Genomic DNA, 20,312 nt, shown 5'->3' with positions numbered 1-20,312 from the left:
CAAATTCACGTAGAAAAACGCACAAACGGGTAGCTATTTGATAGTAGGCATAATATTCCCTTATTTTTGCACATTAAACAAGGGAGCGTAGGTTTTGCCTGACATAATACAATTATTACCTGACAATATAGCCAATCAGATTGCAGCGGGAGAAGTGATCCAGCGCCCTGCCAGTGCGGTGAAGGAATTGCTGGAGAATGCTGTTGATGCCGGTGCAACCGAGATCCGTCTGATCATCCAGGATGCCGGTAAACAACTGATCCAGGTGATCGATAATGGCAAGGGTATGAGTGAAACCGACGCCCGTATGTGTTTTGAGCGGCATGCCACCTCCAAGATCAGGAATATCGATGATCTTTTTCATATCCGTACCATGGGCTTCCGCGGTGAAGCGCTTGCTTCGATTGCGGCCGTAGCGCAGGTAGTGCTGAAGAGTCGCCGCGAGATCGATGAAGCGGGTACTTATATCGAAATAGAAAACAGTACGGTGATCAAGCAGGAACCTGTAGCAAGTCCTGTAGGTACCAGCATCGCCATGAAGAATCTTTTCTTCAATATTCCGGCGAGAAGGAATTTCCTGAAAAGCAATCCTGCCGAGAACAGGCATATCGTGGATGAGTTCATTCGCGTGGCGCTGAGCTTCCCTGAATTATTTTTCTCCCTTACCAGTAACGGCACCGAAATGTTCCATCTCGAAAAAGGAACATTGAAGCAGAGGATCGTGCAATTATTCGGCAATAGTTACAATTCAAAACTGGTGACAGTGCAGGAGAAGACGGATTACCTCAATATCCACGGATTTGTTGGTAAGCCGGATACTGCCAAGAAAACGAGAGGTGATCAGTACTTCTTCGTCAACAACCGCTTCATTCGCAGTCCATACCTGAACCACGCGCTCATGAGTGCGTACCAGGATCTGATTGCACCCGATAGTTTTCCACTCTATGTGTTATTCATCGATCTGGATCCTGCGCAGGTAGACATCAACGTGCATCCCACCAAGCAGGAGATCAAGTTCGAAGATGAGAAGATCGTATATGCTTTTGTGCAGGCGGCGGTGAAACATGCGCTGGCGCAGTTCAGCATTACGCCTACACTTGAATTCGATCTCGATCCCAATATCCAGCAACTGGATGCGCTGAACAAACCATTCACGGAAGATAAACAGGCTGCCGCGGCATCTTCCCAGCTCTATCAGAATTTCACGCAGAAACATCAGGCCTGGTCTATTCCTCCTTCGGAAAAGAATGCAGGACTGAAGAACTGGAAAGAGTTCTATGAACCTTCGCAGCAAAGCAAGTCCGATGAACAGTCGGCCATACTGGCTGCCGGCGGTGCATTGCCCGGCACGGAAGGCAAAGAGAAACCTTTTGAATCATTGCTGGACCAGATCAGGACCAAACAACCTGTTCAGGAATATTCAGAAGAGACCGATCCGTTGCTGGCTATCTATGGCGCACAACCGAAACAGGAGATGCGTGTGCTGGAAGATGCGCCGATGCTGCAATTGCATTTCTCTTATATTGTTGCTCCCACCAATCGCGGATATATTTTAGTACACCAGCAGCTGGCGCATGAGCGTGTGCTGTATGAGCGCTTCGCAGCTGCGGCCAGCGGCAAGCCGATGGCTTCACAACGCAGCCTGTTCCCGCAAACAATTGAGCTATCTGCCCAGGATACCGCCCTGATGAGCGATCTGCTGCCTGATCTGGAAATATTGGGCTATCTCATCGAGCCTGCCGGAAAGCAGGGATTTCTGATCAATGGAACGCCTGCCGACCTGGAAGCCGGTAATGAGAAAGTGGTAATCGAGCAATTACTGGAACAGTTCAAACATTTCAGTGCTGATCTCAAATTCTCCAGACGCGAAAAACTGATCCGTTCATTGAGCTGGCAACAAGCTGTCAAGCCAGGAACAGCATTGGCAGAGCGCGAGATGCGCACACTGGTAACCGATCTCTTCCAATGCAGGCAACACAATGTAACGGCAGGTGGAAGCCCTACCTACATCGAGTTCAAGAAGGATTACCTGGAACAGTTATTTAAGCGTTAACATAGAGCGCGCGGGTGCGTTGCGTTTCTTGTCTTCCCAGATATTATACCTGAGATAGAAGAACAATGCCTTGTTCTTATCGTATGTGTAGCCGGTGGTATTGTTGAGCCGGAAGCTGGCATAATTGCCAAAAGCCTGGTTGTAACGAAGACCTACTGTGAAGCGCTGCCAGTAATAATTAACGTCTAAGAGTAAGCGAATTTCTGAATTGCTCATCCGGTTGGTGAGGGAATCATGACTGATGCGGTTGAATTGTTGATTCAGGATGGTTTCCTGGTTACCATACACTTTTTTGTCTTCATACATTGCCACCCCGCTCATCAGTGATGAGAACTGCAGTCCGGTTCCCAGGAAGAAATTGGGCATGGGGCTGTGATAAACTGAAACCGGCAGGTTGAAGTAATAGAGCTTCCTTGCATACACGGAATTGTACATCCATGTATTGGGATTGGTCATGGTCTTTTGCTGGTACATCAGTATTGGTCTGATGTATTGCGGGGCCACAACCTGTATTTCCGTTTGAAAGAAGGTTTTCCTGTTGAGATGGTATTGCACATGCGGCGAGGGGATATAATCCGACACGGTGTTGGAGCCACCACGGAAATTATAGCCCAGGGCTTTTTGATCTGCCACGGGAAATGCCAGGGGCAATGAGAACCCGAAGGCAAATGCACGATCCTGTTTATCTGATTTCCGGTTGATCTTTTTGGGCGCTTTGTATTTCACTGCCAGTTGCTGGTGGCTGAAAGACTTGCGGGCGCTCATTTCCTGGCCTGGCAACAGTTGATTGGTTTCGATCAGGAAAGGGTTTGTAACGATGTCAGCCGGCATTGAACCGTTAAGCTCTGAATCGCTGTTGGAAGATTTTATCAGGTCTGCGTCTGACTTCGGTTTTATATCAACGTTAGAAGCGGGCAGGTCTGTGTTGCTGTTGTTTTCTTTTATCGATTTTGAAGGATGAGTAGAGTTTTCGGTATAGGCAGGGAGTTTATTGTTTTGGGGAATGGGATGAACGGATTGGATGCTGGTTCCAATATCTTCATCGGTTTGCGACTGGTCATCTCTGATGACCTGCTTTTTGGCAGCTACGATGGCCTGGTCCGTGCGTGCTGCATCGGCATTGGCTTTGCTGTTCTTTTGGTTCCGTGTGGGTGCTTCTTTGGTAGCTCCAGGCGGATGTTGTACTGGTGGCAGTTTGGTGATGCTTTCCTGGTTTTGTTGGGAAGCATTGGGCAGCGATTCAACAGCAGTCGGTTTTTTTGCAGCAGTGATCTTTTCAGGATCCGGTTGATACAAGATCCAGGTTCCGATGAAGAGGATGCCCGCGATCATCCCGATGATCCACCAGCGGCCATTGCCGCCGGCTCCGTTGCCGCGGGGAAGTTCCTTGTCGAGCAAGATCTTCATCTTTTCCCATGCCTTATCAGGCTCCAGGGGAGGAGGAAGCTGTTGCATTTTGTCTGCCAAGTGTTGTTCGTATGGTTGTCTCTCGTTCATTACGTTTACACTTGCAAGGTTTGTAATAGTTTTTGTAATTGTTTGCGGGCTTCACTGAGGTGCCATTTGCTGGTGCCTTCACTGATGCCCAGTAATTCTCCTATTTCTCTGTGATTGTATCCTTCGATGACGTACAGGTTGAAAACCGTTCTGGTGGCGGGCGATAGCCTTTGAACCAGTTTCAGTAATTCTGTGGCGGACATCCTTTGCACGGCATCGTCGTCGATGGCGGGCTCAGAGGCTTTTTCCAATTCGATGTCGCTATAGAATTTTTCCCGCTGACGGAGGAAGTCGATAGCTGAATTCACAACGATGGTCCTGATCCAGGTATAGAGCGATGCACGCTCTGCGTTGAAGGTGTGAATATGTTTATACACTTTTAGAAATCCGTTGTGCAACACTTCAATGGCATCGTCGTGATTGCGGGTATACCGCATGCAAATAGATACCATCGGCCCGTAGAACTGTTTGTACAACTGTTCCTGGCACCGCCGGTCGTTGTTGATACAGCCGGTGATCATCTCCATATCGGCAAGACTACCTGCCAAACATCCTTGTATTAAGTGGTTCACTGCTATGCAGCAGCCGGAGGGAATTTACCCTTATTGAACGATCCAACCCGGGCAATATTGCTTCTTAAAGGTCGGATTATTTTCCGCTGCTTTATGCTGTTTTATTGTACGGGGGCAGATTGGGAAGGGTTGGGTGGTTGGTGGAGTTGATGTGGATCAAAAAAATCTGATCAAAAAATAATATGACAAATATTGTTACAATAGTTGTCGTTTTGTACATTTGTTATATGTCAAAATCAGACGATAAAGGCAGAAGGGTAATACTTGCTTTCTGGAAATTAAGAAGCAAAGACAACTTTGAAGTGTATTCAAATTTGAAGCATTTCACTGCTTCCTATCCCGAGTATAGTTACAATACTATCAACAACTATCTTTCCAAAGCAAAAAAGCCATTCGAAACTGAGGATTTGCGAATTGAAAGAATGCCTGTCATTACAAAACCAATAGCTACCAAATCAACCTTTAGAATGGTACCAGTAGTTCAAAAGAGACAACTCCATAGTTTTGATCAATCGAAAGAAGATCTCGATTATTGGTTATCCCGGTCAGTGAAAGAAAGGGCAGCTGCTGTCACCTTCATAATATCTCAATCATTACAACCCGGTGCAAAGTTGAATAAGGCTGCCGTTTCAAAAAGAAAAATCTAACTCATGATTCTTGCCCAGGACTTTGAAGAATTTGTAGCATTATTAAATAAACACGGAGTTCAGTACATGGTGGTAGGCGGGTATGCCCTTGCATTTCACGGAAAGCCACGTCATACCGGAGACCTTGATATTTGGATCGGGATTTCAAAGAAGAATGCGGATAAGATGTTAGATGTGCTTAAAGAATTTGGATTGTCCGCACAGGGATTTACGAAAGATGATTTTCTGAAAGAGGGTTATATGACTCAAATCGGATATCCTCCACTTAGAATCGATATTTTGAATTCAATTGATGGAGTAGACTTTAAAGATGCCTATAAAAACAAGGAAGAGGTTGATCTCGATGGACTCATTATAACCTATATCGGTCTTCAGGATTTTATTAAAAATAAAGAAGCGTCAGGAAGGTTGCAAGATATCAATGATATTGCTTCACTTCAAAAGAAGGGGAAAAGTAAAAATGGTAAGAAGTAGAGTGTGATGAGTTTTTCCTATCAATTTTACTTTCTTTTCCTATCAGATTGAGAGGAAAAACCAGAAATCCTGATAGGAAACTGCGTTAGTTCTTTCTCCTGATCTCCGTTAGAAATCCTTCTACCTTCCTCCTGATTGCCACCGAACTTCCATTATGATTATTCACCAATATAGAAAAGATCAGTGTCTTACCTTTTTCTGTCATCAGGAAACCGCTGAGTGCCACTACTCCACGGAGCGTGCCGGTCTTGGCATAAATATATCCGCTGTCTGAGAGATAGTAATTCTTCAAAGTTCCGGTACCACCTGTGGCAAGGATATTTTTCAATCGATCCATCCCATACTCCTTTTCCATTTTTTGCAGCAGCACTACAAAATCCTGGGGTGTGAAAAGATTCATTCTGCTCAGTCCGCTGCCATCCGCCCAGGCGGGGGATTGCGGCAGATCGTTCAGCACAGTTTTCATCATGGTGTCGATCACTTTCTGTTCATTGAATTCCCTGAACAGCTCATAGCTCACCATCTGCAAACATTGTTCTGCAAAAAAATTATCACTGCGGTGCATCATCGGTCTCAGCATGGAATCCAGGGGCTGCGACAAAATACTGTTGACGCCGAGCAATTGTATACCACCCGCACGATCGAACCTCCTTCGTGTAGCCGGTGGTGTTTCTGCTATCTCTTTTCCAATCACTTCAGGAATGAGCTCCAGTGCGGATTGTATGCCATTGGTCACAAAAGGCACATACCTCGATGCTTTTTTTTCGAGTCCCTGCGTGATAAAAAATGTATTGGCATTCAGCTCGCGGCCAACGCGGAAGCGGCGTGAAGTATCTTCTGTAAAGCGAACCTTCCAGTTCACTTCGGGATTGGAATAAATACTGGGCGATGGAACAAAATCAGGATTGCTGCTGCCGGTGGTATCGTTGTTCTCCTGCACCCATTCTACTACGTTGCCATATACAGGCAATGCACTGCGTTCTACCATGTAATCATCTGCATAATCATCCCAGCTCCATCCTTCGCCCCAGGCGGTGGTTTTCCATTTGGGAGGATTGATGTAAAGATTCTTTTTCGACTGTTGCAGAAAACTGATCACAGGTTGTTGTTTGTAATCAGGATGCAGTAAGGTAGGATCTCCGGTTGGCGATAAAAAGATAGCGGTATCGTTCTCGAAATAATTAAGTCCAACAATGCTATCGCCCAAATATTTCATGGCTGCATAGCAACTGAGCAATTTGGTATTGCTGGCGGGTGTGAAATATTTTTCAGCCTGGTAGCTGTACAGGTACTTACCTGCTGCCGGATCATAAACGGCAACACCTACCTGAGCGTTTTGCAAAGTGGAATCGTTCAGCAGGTGTTCTGCTACGTAATCCTGCTTCACAGCGCTGCCCTGGGTAATGGGGCGTGTACTGGTACAGGCAGATGCGAACAGGGCTATGGCCAGGAAGCTCCAGAGACTAATTTTCATAACACCAATATAGCAAATTCTGACTTAGCTTCTTTCCTGCGCGCGCAGCCAGCGTTCCGGGATCTCGTTGCTGCTGGCCAGCAGGTAGTCTTTGTAGGAGCAGGCGATGAATTGCTGATCGGGTAATTGCATCCACCAGCGACCAGTGCGTTTGCTTTGGAGGAAAACAGTTTCGATCTCTGCAAAAGCGATAGTGAACTCGTTGAAGGATTCTTTTTCTTCGAGTTTCGCTTCACGTTGTCCGCGGCTGCGTCCATCGATGAGGTACCAGAGCATATGGCTGATCTGTTTGGCAGTGAGATTGTCGCGGTCTTTCTCATGCATATAGCCGTAAATGCCCACGGTGTCTATATTTGGACTAAGCCCTGCATATCGCATGAGGATGCAGGCTTCTTCGCCATTGAAGCCGTTGGGGGTAATGTCATTGGCTGGGGCGAATGCATGTGCGATGGCTGCTATATCGAAACTGAAGAGTTTGGCATTGCGGATCACCGGTTCCATTTCTTCGATGGCTTCTTTGATATGACCCACGCGGAAACAATCGAACCGGAGCTTGTCCATAGTTTCCAGCATACGCGGGTGGACATAGTAACTCTGGAATCCGATATGATTATAATGCTTGATGAAATTGGGTTCGCCGGTGAGCATTTCCATGAGGAAATTTTTGTCGCGCTGACGGCTATCGATATCCAGATCGATGAGAGCGTCCACGCAGGCGGCTTCGATGATCTGTTCCTGGTCTGCATACACGCGGTATTGCGCCATGGTAAGATCGTGTGTGCCTCCGAGTATCACCACCAGTTTGCCTGCGGAGGTGAGGGCGCTCACCACGGTTTTGAGGGCGGCATAGGTATCGTTGAGGGAGGCGCCGCGTTTTACGTTACCCACATCGGCGATGTGGACATCCGTATGCCAGTAAAAAAGCTGGTAAAATTCAGCCCTGATGGTATCCGGGGAATCTGTGCTGTGAATATTGATGCCTGCCCCGCGGGAGTCTCCGCAGCCCACCAGCACGATGTCTGCCAGTTCCAGTTCGGGCATCGCTTCTTCATAAACGTCAATGATCTTGCCAAACTGTCCATCCTTATAATCCTCGTCCAGTGAGAGCATGGCCCGGTTGATGGGTTCCAGGAAGTCACTTATGTTCAATATATCCGACATGGCTGCAATATAAACCGAAAGTTGGAAATTGATATCGGCCAGCGCCCTTACTTTCTTATCTTTGCCACATGGAGCAATTGTTACAACAGATCGCAGCTTACAAGCTGGAGATTGAAAATACCCCCACCAATGGAGCCGATTCATTGGAAGCCTACCGTATAAAATTCTTAGGTACCAAAGGTATTGTCAAGAACCTCTTCGCTGAAATGAAGAATGTTCCGGCAGACCAGAAAAAAGAATTCGGACAGGTATTGAACGAATTCAAACAACTGGCTGAAGGAAAATATGAAAACTGGAAAGAGCAGCTGGGCGGAGGATCACAAAAGGCCGCTTCTATCGATGTAACCCTTCCCGGTGATTCACTTACACTCGGAACACGCCATCCGATCAATTTATTCCTGAATCATGTGATCAGTATCTTCAACCGTCTCGGCTTTTCTACTGCTGAAGGTCCGGAGATTGAAGACGACTGGCATAATTTCACCGCCCTCAATATCGCTGAAAACCACCCTGCACGCGATATGCAGGATACATTTTATATCCAGCAGAACCCTGACTGGGTGCTGCGTACCCATACGAGCAATACCCAGATCCGCAACATGGAGAAAGGCGTATTGCCGCTGCGCATCGTTTGTCCCGGCCGCGTTTACCGCAACGAGACTATCAGTGCACGCAGCCATTGTTTCTTCCACCAGATCGAAGGATTGTATATCGATGAGAACGTATCTTTCGCTGACCTGAAGCAAACACTTTATTTCTTCGTGCAGGAAATGTATGGAAAGGATATCAAGATCCGGTTCCGTCCCAGCTACTTTCCCTTCACCGAGCCCAGTGCAGAAATGGACGTTCAATGTCTGATCTGTCATGGCGAAGGTTGTGCTGTGTGCAAGCGCACCGGCTGGCTGGAGATCCTGGGATGCGGCATGGTGCATCCGAAAGTGCTGGAGAATTGTAAGATCGATCCGAATAAATACACAGGTTTCGCATTCGGTATGGGGATCGAAAGACCAGCGATGCTGAAATATGGCATCAATGATATCAGGTTGTTCAGTGAGAATGATGTGCGGTTCCTGAATCAGTTTACGCCGATCACTTAGCGGGATAGTTCATCCCTCAAAATAAAAAGCGGCGATCTGTTTTGTGCAGATCGCCGCTTTTATTTTTGAGTATTTTCTATGCCGGTTCTACCCAGGCTTCGTTTTCTTTCAATAAGTTGATCAGCTCTTCCACGGCAATGGCGCTGTCCACATTTCTTTTTACCACTTCTTTTCCTTTATACAGCGTGATCTTGCCGGGGCCGCTTCCCACATAACCGAAATCCGCGTCCGCCATTTCGCCGGGACCATTCACGATACAACCCATGATGGCGATCTTCACACCTTTCAGGTGGTTGGTAACAGATCGGATCTTAGCCGTTGTTTCCTGCAGATCGAATAATGTACGGCCGCAGCTCGGACAGGAAATGTATTCTGTTTTGGAGATACGCGTACGCGTTGCCTGCAATATGGAGAAAGCAATATTGTTCGTCCATTGGTTATGATCCTTTACCGGCAGATAAGTGCGGCCATTGGTTTGAAGGCTTTCCTTCTTTGCATTGGCGCCATAGCCCAGGCAAATACCATCTCCCAAACCATCAAGCAGGAGCGCACCTGTTTCTGTAGCAAAATGAATGAGATGTTCGTCCGGCGTTTGTCCATTACTGTCAGTGATCAATACAACCGGATTCTTGATGTTCTGCTGGTGCAGCTCCACAAACATGCGACGTACGGCCTGCATGGCGTTCTTGCGGGTACTGCTGAGACAGAGCACTACTGATGCATCGTTGGCCCAGGTCCCATCCTGTTGCTGGTCCAGCACCTGCTCGGGCCTTCCATAGCAATCCACCATTACAAAATTCAGGTGTCGGTTACGATGGGGTGAATCGGCAAATTCAGCGGCGCTGAAAATGGGGAAATATTTGGATGGATCATTGGCATTGGCCAGTGCATCCGGATAAACGATCACTTTGAGTGTGCCGGGCAAATGGAAGTCGAGCACATTGTTGCCGGTGAAAACATAGTCGGCAGCGGCATCATTGATATTCCATTTGTCTGTATTGGCGTCGTAGTTGTAGCCGATGCTCTGCAGGTGTTGCGGAGTGATATTGTCCAGCCTGCTGAGATCAGCGACCACTACCGGCACCTGTTTGCCGCCGATATTATCAACGGCGAAACTGTCTCTCCGCGCGTAGGAGAAAGGATCATAACTGAGCTTCTCAACGGGCGGCACTTCAAATGAAGCGGATGCAGGTTTTGTATATCTTTTTACCAGGTCCTGGCAAACGGGGATCTCGAATTCCGGATCTTCCGTGAGCGATACGCGGATAGTATCTCCGATCCCATCTTCCAATAAACTTCCGATACCGATGGCTGATTTGATGCGGCCATCTTCTCCATCGCCGGCTTCGGTTACCCCTAAGTGTAAGGGGTAGATAAGACCGAATTCATTGTTCATGGTTTGCACCAGGAGGCGGTAAGCCTGCACCATCACCAGGGGATTACTGCTCTTCATGCTGAGCACGATATTGTGATAATCTTCAGCGCGTGCGATGCGCAGGAACTCCATAGCTGATTCTACCATACCATTGGCGGTATCGCCGTAGCGGCTCATGATACGGTCGCTGAGTGAGCCGTGGTTGGTGCCGATGCGCATGGCTGTTCCGTATTCCTTGCAGATCTTCACCAGTGGCGTGAAGCGGTCGCGGATACGTTCGATCTCTTCTGCGTATTCGGCATCGGTATAATCGATCTGTTCAAATTTCTTCTTATCAACATAATTGCCTGGATTCACGCGCACTTTCTCAATGATGCGGGCTGCTATTTCAGCGGCATTGGGCGTGAAGTGGATATCGGCTACAAGCGGCGTGTGATAGCCGCGTTTGTGTAATTCATTCTTTATGTTGAGGAGATTCTCTGCTTCTTTTTTGCTGGGAGCTGTGATGCGCACCAGTTCGGCGCCGGCCTCAATGCAGCGGATGGTCTGCTCTACTGTGCCGATGGTGTCCATCGTATCCGTGGTGGTCATGGTCTGTACACGGATCGGGTGACCGTTTCCCAGGAGGAGGTCGCCGATCTTCACTTCTACGGTCTTGATTCTCTTGTATTCTGTTAATGAGTCGCAGTAAAGCTGCATGAGGTTTTCAAATTGTGGGTACAAAGGTAATGAAATATCGGAGGGTGGCCGTCGCTCGCGTCCCCGCGAGTGACTTGTATTTGCTCGTCTCCCGGCGAGCACTGTGTTCGGCAGAGGCGATCAAATATAACTAACTCGCCAGAGGCAGGCGAGTGGCGGCACTCAGAGTGTCTCTACCAGTCTTTTTCAGGCTGAGATCCCGACCTGGAACGGTTTTGCTGCATTTTTTCCTGGATCTCCTGCTCTTTTTGCTGGAGCGACTTGAGTTGTTGTTCCAGGCGTTTCTTATTGGTCTTCGGTTCCTGTTTTTGCTTTTGGTCTTTTTGCTGCTGTTTGGGTTTGTCTTCCGGTTGTTTTTGCGACTGCTGTTGTTTCCGCAGTTCTTCCAGCGCTTTCTGCAGGTTCACGCGCGTGTCTTCATCATTGGGATCGAGGCGCAGCGCTTTTTTGTAGGCGTCGATACTTTCCAGCAGTTTCTTTTGTTTGGAAAGCGATACGCCCATATTGTACAGGCTTTTTTGCCGGAGCTGCGAATTGTCCGGATTATTGGTCAGGCTGTTATTGAAGTCTTTTTCGGCTTCTGCGAATTCATTCTTCCGGAAGCGGGTATTGCCGAGGTTGAAATTGGCGGTGGAGTTCGAAGGATTCTGTTGAACAGCTTTCGAATATTCTTTTTCCGCATCACTGATCTTGCCTTTCTTGTAAAGTTGATTGCCTTTCCGGATGGCGCTATTCTCTGTCTGCGCCAGCAAGGTGTTGGAACAAATTACAAAGATGATTATGGTGATCAGTTGTTTCATGCGGTTTTGAAGCTGCGTTCAGGATAAAAGAATTCTCCGATCAGGAAGAGTAATGCTAACGCGATGAACCATTGGAAATAGCTGGTGTATTCGCGTAATGAATTATCCCCGGTGGCTGTTTTTTCTATTTTATCGAGTTGTGTATCCAATGCTGTTACAGCATCATCAGGCTCCGAAAGACGAACATAGATGCCGTTTGTATTGGCTGCCAGTTGTTGCAATTCGGGTTCGTTCAATTTGGAGATAACGGTATTGCCATTGGCGTCTTTCTTGAAATCATTGGTGGAAGGATCGAGGATGGGGGAACCTTCCGGCGATCCGATGCCCACGGTATTGATCATCACACCTTCTCCGGCGATCTGCTGTGCCATGGGAATTGCCTGTTCATCATGGTCTTCTCCATCAGTGATCAGGATGATGGATTTGAATTTCCTGTCTTTACTGTTGAATGCCCTGTTGCTTACGCGGAGGGCTTCAGAGATCACAGTTCCCTGAGCCGCCACGATGGAAGGATTGGCCTGCTGTACATACATGCGTGCGGCGGCATGGTCTGTTGTGAGTGGCATCTGCAGGTAAGCATGGCCCGCGAATACCACCAGGCCGATGCGATCATCCGGGAATTTGTCGATCAATTTGTAAACAAGTTGACGTGCGCGTTCCAGTCTGTTGGGCTTGATATCATCAGCCAGCATGCTGCGGCTTACGTCCATTGCGATAACTACGTCTATGCCTTTACGTGATACCGCATCTTCTGCGCCCGGCATCTGGAGATTGGCTGCGCCAAAGATGATGGCGGTGAGGCAGACAGCAATCAACAGAAACTTGAACAGGAAGTTGAAAGGGGAGTATTTGCGGGTGAGCTCTCGCACCAGCCTTTCATCACCGATCTTCTTCACGGTTCTTTTTTTCATGAAGAGCGCAAATGCAAACAGGCCCCCCAACGCTATCAGCGCAAAGAGACCTGTCAAATAGTTTATATGTTCGAATCTGAGCACGGGGTTAATATAGGATAAACTGATGGAATGATAAAGCTAAAACTATGCCTGTTTTTACTTCTTGCCATCCATGAACCCATATTCAGCTAAAATACCTTTGAGGATATTGAGACGAACTGCCGGCATATCGATTTTGGCATCAGGTGATTTTACCTGCAATGAAAAGAAATAAGGGTGCTTGTTCTCTTCGATCCAACCAATGATCCAGCCGATCTGGTGCTGGTTTTCGTCAGTTCCCCAGCCGGTTTTGTAGGCCAGTTGGTAATTGCTGTTATTTTCCCAGAGCATCATATTGCGAACGATGCGCTGCGATCTTTTGCTGAAAGGCAGCTGATCGAAATATAACTTTTTCACCAGGCCGAGTTGTTCATCGCCGGTCACTTTCACGGAATTGTCGAGCCAGAATGTATCGAGATTATTTCCGATCACGAATCTTTCTTTGCGTTGTCCGTAACCGAGGGTGTCCAGCCATTTCTGCATGGCGGGTTTTCCGATCTCATCTGCCAGTTCCTGGTACCAGTTGGGGCAGGAGATACGGAATGCGTTGTACATATTCATGTCGCCCTTGCATTCTGCACGGTAGCTACGGGTGCTGTCGAAGGGAATGATGCTGGCGGAATCCTGTACGGCGCCGGTTTCCAGACCGATAAGCGAATTGATGATCTTGAAAGTGGATGCAGGAAGATACATGCTGTCTGTGAACTGCGAAATATTGGAAAGGGTGAAATGTCCCTGACCATTATCGAACATGCCAAAGCTGCCGGTTACCTTATTATCCTTGAAATATTTTTCCAGGGATTTGTCTTCTGTTACGTTGTTGGGTGAACAGGCGGCAAAGGCGAGAGCCATCAATAGAAAAGCGGAAACGCTACGTATCATCGCTGCAAAATTTTTCGCAAAGGTAAACTACTTTGGCAGGTACATGGACACGAGTTTCAAAAAAACACCGTTGGTCCAGCCAAATCCATCCTGACCCGGGTATTCGCCGCCACCTGCTTCGAGTTTTGTGTCCACCACATTGTATTTTTCCATGAGGCGGCCTGTACGTTTGTACACATCAGTATTGAGGATGGTCCATTTCTGTGCGATCTCCCTGGCCAGTTCTCTTTGCCCGCATCGCTGGAATCCCCAGACAGTCATGTATTGCAGCGGCGCCCAGCCATTCGGTGCATCCCATTGCTGACCAGTATTGTTAGCGGTGGTGAGTACGCCGCCATCTTTGAGGAGATTCGTTCTGACCACAATGGCGGCTTTACGGGCGAGCAGGCTCATGTAATCCAGTTTGCGGTTGAACAAACAGAATGGGTACATGCCTGCGGGTGTGATCATGTTACTGACTTTTTTAGTAACGAAATTATAGTCAGTATAAAAATTCTGGTTCTTGTTCCAGCAATATTTGTCGATGGCAATGATCCTCCTGTCTGCTTTTTTGCGGAACTCCTGGGCGAGTGAATCCTGTCCTGTCAATTGCTTGCCGCGTGAGATGCCGAGCTCCAGTTTATAGATCAGCGTATTCAAGTCAACAGGAATATAGTTGGTGGTTTGAATGGTGTGAAGGTTCTTTCCATCGGCGAGCCAGCGGCTGCTGAAGTCCATTCCGCTTTCTGCACCGGCGCGGAGATTACGGTAGAGCGTGGCTTTATTACCTTTCGCTTTTTTGGCTGTTTCCACATCTTCGCGATAGCTTTCAGGTCTGGGAGTATTCTGATCATCCCAGTAGCGGTTCATCAGGTTGCCGTCCGGCATTCTTACAACGCGTCTGTGAGCCTCTCCTGGCTTGAGTTTAGCGGCTCCTGCCATCCAGAAGTCATATTCTTTTTCAAGCGTGGGCAAAAAGGACGCATACACCGTATCGCTCTGAATTTCTGCCAGCAGGTCTACCATCAATGCAAAGAAGGGAGGTTGCGATCTACTGAGGTAATAAGACCTGTTGCCATTGGGAATATGTCCGTAAGTGTTGATGAGATAAGCAAAATTATCTACCATATTCCTGACCAGGGCGGTTTGTTCAGTTTCTTTCAAACCAAGCATGGTGAAGTAGGCATCCCAGTAATAGATCTCGCGGAAACGGCCACCAGGCACGATGTATGGGTAGGGAAGCGGCAGCAGTGAGCTTCCTTCGGAAGGATTGTCCGGCTCTCTTCGCAGCAGGCTCCACACATTGGTGATATGGGCCATTATATCTTTCTCCTGCTGGATATAGTTGAGTTGCGGTGTATAAGGCGGTTCAAAATTATCAGTCACAAACTTCTTCAGATCGAAGTTCTTACCTTTTGCTTTCGTGTAGTCATGCATGATAGCAGCAGGACTGCGTTTGGGAATGCAGTCCACAAAGGTTTTACCATCTTCGAAGACCTTCTTCATCTGGATTTCCCGGAAGAGCTCTCCATAAAGTTTGTCAGGAGATACAGGCTGTGCGCAGACTGCAGCAATAAATGATGAGAAGAAAAGAATAAGTACCGATCTTTTCATGACCTGCCGTTTAGCTGATTTGAATTTTTATTTTGCGACCGCCAGTCGCTCGCCTTCCGGCGAACATTGGGCGGGCTTTACAAACTATAAAAATCGAGCGCGTTCTGTCCCATCACTTTTTCCTTCTCTTCCTGTGGATATTTCTCCATGTATTTTTCGATCAGGCTCTTCCATTGCACATACATGCCACTGAGGAGGATCACCGGCCAGTCGCTGCCGAACATTAGTCGATCGGTTCCGAAAGCATCGAACACTACATCCAGGTAAGGATAAAAATCACCTGCACTCCATTCTTTCCAGTTGGCTTCGGTGAGCAGTCCAGACAACTTGCAATAAACGTTGGGATGCTTTGCGATAGTGTTCATGTGTGATGCCCAGTCATCGATCTCCTTTTTCCTGATCACTGGTTTTGCGCAATGATCGATCACGAAACGCTGATCCGGGAAGGCTTCCACGAAGGCGATGGCTGCCGGCAATTGCCTGGGATAAATTAAAATATCATATGTGTAATTGAATGGCTGCAGTGCACGGATGCCACGCTGAAAGTTTACGTTGAGAAGGAAGTCGTCCGGTTCTCCCTGTACGATATGCCGATAACCTTTGATCTCGGGATATTGGGAAAAATGTTGCAGTCTTTCTTCTGCATTATCTGCCTGCAGATCGATCCATCCCACCACGCCCATGATGGACGGATGCGTTTTGGCAAGCTCGCAGAGGAAGCGGGTTTCCACTTCTTCCTGGCTGGCCTGAACGGCTACCACGCCATCAATTTCGTTGCGCTTGAGCGTGAGGTTGAAATGTTCGGGGAGATAGTCTTGCTGCAAAACCTTCATGTCGTCTGTGATCCAGGCGTCTCTCGTGCGGTTGAATTTCCAGAAATGAACGTGTGAATCGATGGTCATGGAATGAAATTTAAGTTTTCAAAACCAATACTGAATAGGAATCACTAAGATACAAGGAAAATGGCAGTGAAAGTGTGCCAATATCAGCGAGTTATGCATCATTTCTTGATTCCACTCATGATTAATCGATTTTGTTCTGCAAAAGATTTGCCGCATATCACACTATCGCTAACTTTGTTTTACAGTCGAGAGGTCATACCTTCTATGGCCGCGAGAACCTGGTTTCTCCTTGACTGTCTTTTTTTATCCCACTAGTCGTTTCTTCATGAATCTTTTATATGCTGATGAATCAGGTACTGTATCTGATCCGGAACAAATTCATTTGTACTGGCAGGTATCAGTGTCTTTGAGAGACAATGTTACTGGATCGATAGTAAGTTAGATGAGATTGCGGCCAGGTTTGATCCTGCTGAATTTTCATCAGTGGAATTGCATGGGAGCCCAATGATGAATGGTAGAAAATTCTGGCGACAATAAACAACTTTTCAATTATCCAAAATCGGTTGGACCAGGATGGAGGACAGGTACATGGACTGTTTGAATGTATATGATATTAAACTTAGTTTTTATTTCATCCCTGAAAAAACACTAACGCCCATTAGTTTTTTCGCCTAACTTTGCTACGCATTTTCGTGAATGCTTACTTGCTATGGATAATATAACCACAAACAAAGTCCGTATCGTTACGGCTGCCTCCTTATTCGATGGTCATGATGCTGCAATCAATATCATGCGCCGGATAATGCAGGCCAAAGGCGCTGAGATCATCCACCTGGGTCATAACCGTTCTGTGGCTGAGATCGTAGAATGTGCAATTGAAGAAGATGTTCAGGGAATCGCTATCACCAGCTACCAGGGCGGCCACGTGGAATTCTTCAAATACATGAAAGACTTGCTGGACCAGAACGGTTGCGGCCATATCAAGATCTTCGGTGGCGGCGGTGGCACCATCCTGCCCCAGGAGATCACTGAACTACATCATTATGGCATCACCAAGATCTATAGTCCGGATGATGGCCGTAAAATGGGACTGGAAGGCATGATCCAGGATGTGATCGATCAATGCTCCCTTCCGCCCGCCCCCGCTGAGAAATCCAAAAACACACCAGCTTACTGGAAAGCTCCCGAGAAATGGAATGGCAAAGCGCCACTCGGAGAGGCTAAAGACATTCGTCGCATTGCACGCGCCATTACACTCGCCGAGAGCGGGCTTAATGGCAGGGAGGTTTTGAATGGCACTGCCGGCAAAACCGATCCCAACAAAAAATCACCTGTGCTCGGTATCACGGGTACCGGTGGTGCCGGTAAAAGTTCCGTTACGGATGAGATCGTACGCCGATACCTAAACGCTTTTCCGGAAAAGACCATCGCTGTGATCTCTGTGGATCCCAGTAAAAAGAAAACCGGCGGCGCATTGCTCGGCGACCGTATCCGCATGAACAGCATCAGCAATCCCCGCGCCTACATGCGCTCACTCGCCACACGCGAAAGCGATGTTGCCCTCAGTGAGCACGTTCAGGAAGCCATCGACGTGTGCAAGCTCGCTGGCTTCGATTTCATCATCCTGGAATCTGCCGGCGTAGGCCAGAGCGATGCCAGCATCCTCGATTTCTGCGACGTGAGCATGTACGTTATGACGCCCGAATATGGCGCTGCTTCACAGCTGGAGAAGATCAATATGCTGGACTACGCCGAAGTGGTTTGTATCAATAAATTCGACAAGGCAGGCGCACTCGATGCCTTACACGATGTGCGCAAGCAGTACAAACGCAACCACCAGCTCTGGACTGCCAAGGATGAAGACCTGCCCATCGTAGGCACCATCGCAGCCCAGTTCAATGATGCGGGTGTGAACGAGCTCTTCGAAAAACTGATGGTGAGTATCGAAAAGAAAACAGGCATCTCCTTCGGTTCCATCGAACTGCATGCACATACCAAGGATACTACCACCAAGAGTCTCATCATTCCACCTAACCGTGTACGTTATCTCTCCGAGATCGCAGAGAACAACCGCAGTTATGATGAATGGGTGAAAGAGCAATCCGGTATCGCTACCAAACTCTATCAGCTGAAAGGTGTGATGGATGCAGCCGGTAACGCAAGCTATATTGCCGATCTGCAGCAGATCTACAAGAATTTCGAAGAGAAACTGCATCCTGAATGCAAAAAACTCATCGAATCCTGGCCCGCCACAGAAAAAAAATACAAAGCTGATTTCTTCGAATACCAGGTGCGAGACAAAGTGATCAAGCAACCACTGACCACCACCTCGCTCAGCGGCACACGCATTCCCAAGGTTGTGCTTCCCCGTTATAAGGACTGGGGCGATATCCTCCGCTGGCAGCTTGTGGAAAATCTTCCCGGAGAATTTCCTTACACAGCAGGTGTATTCGAATTGAAACGCCAGGGCGAAGATCCCACGCGTATGTTCGCCGGTGAAGGTGGCCCCGAGAGAACCAACAAACGCTTTCACTATGTTTCGGTAGATCAGCCCGCAAAGCGCCTCTCCACTGCATTTGACAGCGTTACCTTATATGGTGAAGACCCGGCTCATCGTCCTGATATCTACGGTAAAGTTGGTAACAGCGGTGTAAGCATCGCTTCTGTTGACGATGCAAAAAAACTCTACAGCGGTTTCGATCTCTGTGATCCCAAAACCTCTGTGAGCATGACCATCAATGGTCCCGCTCCGATCCTTCTGGCTTTCTTCATGAATGCGGCCATCGACCAGGAATGCGAAAAATATATTACCGCCAATAACCTCTGGTCTGAAGTGGATCAGAAATTGGTGATGAAATTCAAACACGCTCCCAAACCATCTTACTATAATCCATCAGCGCCCGAGCGACTGCCGGAAGGCAATAATGGTCTTGGTCTCAAATTACTCGGCATGAGCGGCGATGAAGTGCTGCCTGCCGAAATTTATGAGAAGATAAAAGCTGAAGCACTCAGCCAGGTGCGCGGAACAGTTCAGGCAGACATCCTGAAGGAAGACCAGGCGCAGAACACCTGCATCTTCAGTACCGAGTTTGCGCTCAAGCTGATGGGCGATGTACAGGAGTATTTCATCAACCGCAAAGTGCGCAACTTCTACAGTGTGAGCATCAGCGGCTACCATATCGCTGAGGCCGGCGCCAATCCTATCACGCAGCTCGCTTTCACCCTCGCTAACGGTTTCACCTATGTGGAGTATTACCTGAGCCGCGGTATGAACATCGATGATTTCGCACCGAACCTGAGCTTCTTCTTCAGCAATGGTATGGACCCCGAATACAGTGTGATCGGTCGCGTTGCCAGAAGGATCTGGGCCAAGGCGATGAAGAACAAATACAAAGGGAACGACAGAAGCCAGAAACTCAAATACCATATCCAGACTTCCGGACGTTCATTGCACGCGCAGGAGATCGACTTCAATGATATCCGCACCACCCTGCAGGCGCTGTATGCCATTTACGATAACTGTAATAGCCTTCACACCAACGCATATGATGAAGCTATCACCACGCCAACAGAAGAAAGCGTGCGCAGGGCAATGGCCATCCAGCTCATCATCAACCGTGAGCTCGGCTCTGCAAAGACCGAAAACTTTATCCAGGGCTCATTCATAATCGAAGAGCTGACGGATATCGTGGAGGAAGCGGTACTGGCAGAATTTGACCGCATCACTGAACGTGGCGGCGTTCTTGGCGCCATGGAACGCATGTACCAGCGCAACAAGATCCAGGAAGAAAGCCTTTACTACGAAAGCCTCAAACATAGCGGTGAGCTGCCTATCATTGGAGTGAACACATTCCTCAACAAGAAAGGAAGTCCTACCGTAGTGCCTCAGGAAGTGATCCGCAGCACCACCGAAGAAAAGGAACAGCAGATCTCCAATCTCAAAGGTTTCTGGAAAAGGAACGAAAATCAATCTGAGAAAATGCTGGACAGGTTGAAAAAAGTGGCCATGAACAATGGAAACCTTTTTGAAGAATTAATGGAGACGGTAAAATTCTGCTCTCTCGGGCAGATCACGCATGCTTTGTATGAAGTAGGTGGCCAATACCGCAGAAATATGTAAGCTGGTTTTTACTGAAAATATCCTAAGGGCAGGA

15 protein-coding genes are annotated in these 20,312 nt (G+C 47.9%); 5 read left to right on the top strand and 10 right to left on the bottom strand.

What is annotated here, in order from left to right; translation table 11 throughout:
* Window positions 1–94 precede the first annotated feature (94 nt).
* Complete coding sequence (gene mutL, locus FSB84_RS05035) at window positions 95–2,053, top strand: DNA mismatch repair endonuclease MutL (protein WP_130542602.1); 1,959 nt, start codon at window positions 95–97, stop codon at window positions 2,051–2,053.
* Here the strand turns inward: mutL and FSB84_RS05030 are convergent.
* Both FSB84_RS05030 and FSB84_RS05025 read right to left on the bottom strand, forming a co-directional pair.
* Window positions 2,039–3,550 (bottom strand): porin family protein, encoded by a 1,512-nt coding sequence (locus FSB84_RS05030; protein ID WP_130542603.1) that lies wholly within the window; start codon window positions 3,548–3,550, stop codon window positions 2,039–2,041. The genes mutL and FSB84_RS05030 overlap by 15 nt on opposite strands.
* A 5-nt stretch (window positions 3,551–3,555) precedes the next feature.
* Window positions 3,556–4,098, bottom strand: coding sequence for an RNA polymerase sigma factor (locus FSB84_RS05025; RefSeq protein ID WP_127128352.1), 543 nt, complete (start codon window positions 4,096–4,098; stop codon window positions 3,556–3,558).
* A gap of 206 nt (window positions 4,099–4,304) precedes the next feature.
* Between FSB84_RS05025 and FSB84_RS30920 the strand changes: the two genes are divergently transcribed.
* A complete protein-coding gene (locus FSB84_RS30920; RefSeq protein ID WP_207234291.1) occupies window positions 4,305–4,769 on the top strand; it encodes a hypothetical protein in 465 nt (154 codons plus the stop codon).
* Window positions 4,770–4,772: 3 nt separating this feature from the next.
* Window positions 4,773–5,243: a nucleotidyltransferase gene (locus FSB84_RS05015; RefSeq protein ID WP_207234292.1), complete on the top strand. Its 471-nt coding sequence runs from the start codon at window positions 4,773–4,775 to the stop codon at window positions 5,241–5,243.
* An 85-nt stretch (window positions 5,244–5,328) separates the two neighbouring features.
* Here FSB84_RS05015 and dacB read toward each other — a convergent pair whose 3' ends face one another.
* Together dacB and FSB84_RS05005 are read right to left on the bottom strand one after the other, a co-directional pair.
* Window positions 5,329–6,717, bottom strand: a complete 1,389-nt coding sequence (gene dacB / locus FSB84_RS05010; protein ID WP_130542604.1) for a D-alanyl-D-alanine carboxypeptidase/D-alanyl-D-alanine endopeptidase — start codon at window positions 6,715–6,717, stop codon at window positions 5,329–5,331.
* A gap of 24 nt (window positions 6,718–6,741) precedes the next feature.
* Entirely contained in the window at window positions 6,742–7,878 is a 1,137-nt protein-coding gene (locus tag FSB84_RS05005) for an arginase family protein (protein WP_130542605.1), read from the bottom strand.
* A 68-nt stretch (window positions 7,879–7,946) separates the two neighbouring features.
* Between FSB84_RS05005 and pheS the strand changes: the two genes are divergently transcribed.
* Window positions 7,947–8,975 carry a phenylalanine--tRNA ligase subunit alpha gene (gene pheS, locus FSB84_RS05000; RefSeq protein ID WP_130542606.1) on the top strand — a complete coding sequence of 343 codons (1,029 nt, stop codon included), beginning with the start codon at window positions 7,947–7,949 and terminating at the stop codon, window positions 8,973–8,975.
* A 76-nt stretch (window positions 8,976–9,051) separates the two neighbouring features.
* On the opposite strand, the gene ispG is transcribed toward pheS, so the two are convergent.
* The 6 genes from ispG to FSB84_RS04970 all read right to left on the bottom strand — a co-directional run bounded on the left by ispG (window position 9,052) and on the right by FSB84_RS04970 (window position 16,218).
* Window positions 9,052–11,049, bottom strand: coding sequence for a (E)-4-hydroxy-3-methylbut-2-enyl-diphosphate synthase (gene ispG, locus FSB84_RS04995; protein WP_130542607.1), 1,998 nt, complete (start codon window positions 11,047–11,049; stop codon window positions 9,052–9,054).
* A 173-nt stretch (window positions 11,050–11,222) separates the two neighbouring features.
* Window positions 11,223–11,849 (bottom strand): tetratricopeptide repeat protein, encoded by a 627-nt coding sequence (locus FSB84_RS04990; RefSeq protein ID WP_130542608.1) that lies wholly within the window; start codon window positions 11,847–11,849, stop codon window positions 11,223–11,225.
* Window positions 11,846–12,760 carry a VWA domain-containing protein gene (locus tag FSB84_RS04985; RefSeq protein WP_130542609.1) on the bottom strand — a complete coding sequence of 305 codons (915 nt, stop codon included), beginning with the start codon at window positions 12,758–12,760 and terminating at the stop codon, window positions 11,846–11,848. The genes FSB84_RS04990 and FSB84_RS04985 overlap by 4 nt, the downstream gene beginning before the upstream one ends.
* Window positions 12,761–12,898: 138 nt before the next feature.
* Window positions 12,899–13,723, bottom strand: coding sequence for a penicillin-binding transpeptidase domain-containing protein (locus FSB84_RS04980; protein WP_130542610.1), 825 nt, complete (start codon window positions 13,721–13,723; stop codon window positions 12,899–12,901).
* A 27-nt stretch (window positions 13,724–13,750) separates the two neighbouring features.
* Window positions 13,751–15,316 (bottom strand): alpha,alpha-trehalase TreF, encoded by a 1,566-nt coding sequence (gene treF, locus FSB84_RS04975; protein ID WP_130542611.1) that lies wholly within the window; start codon window positions 15,314–15,316, stop codon window positions 13,751–13,753.
* 77 nt (window positions 15,317–15,393) lie between these two features.
* Window positions 15,394–16,218, bottom strand: a complete 825-nt coding sequence (locus tag FSB84_RS04970) for an amidohydrolase family protein (RefSeq protein ID WP_130542612.1) — start codon at window positions 16,216–16,218, stop codon at window positions 15,394–15,396.
* 649 nt (window positions 16,219–16,867) lie between these two features.
* On the opposite strand from FSB84_RS04970, the gene FSB84_RS04965 reads away from it, so the two are divergent.
* Complete coding sequence (locus FSB84_RS04965) at window positions 16,868–20,278, top strand: methylmalonyl-CoA mutase family protein (RefSeq protein ID WP_130542613.1); 3,411 nt, start codon at window positions 16,868–16,870, stop codon at window positions 20,276–20,278.
* The last annotated feature ends 34 nt before the right edge of the window (window positions 20,279–20,312 follow it).

The sequence above is a fragment of the Pseudobacter ginsenosidimutans genome (assembly GCF_007970185.1).
Lineage (GTDB): Bacteria > Bacteroidota > Bacteroidia > Chitinophagales > Chitinophagaceae > Pseudobacter > Pseudobacter ginsenosidimutans.
Note: the sequence above shows the minus strand (reverse complement) of the source record. Positions and strands in the feature narration are given on the sequence as shown.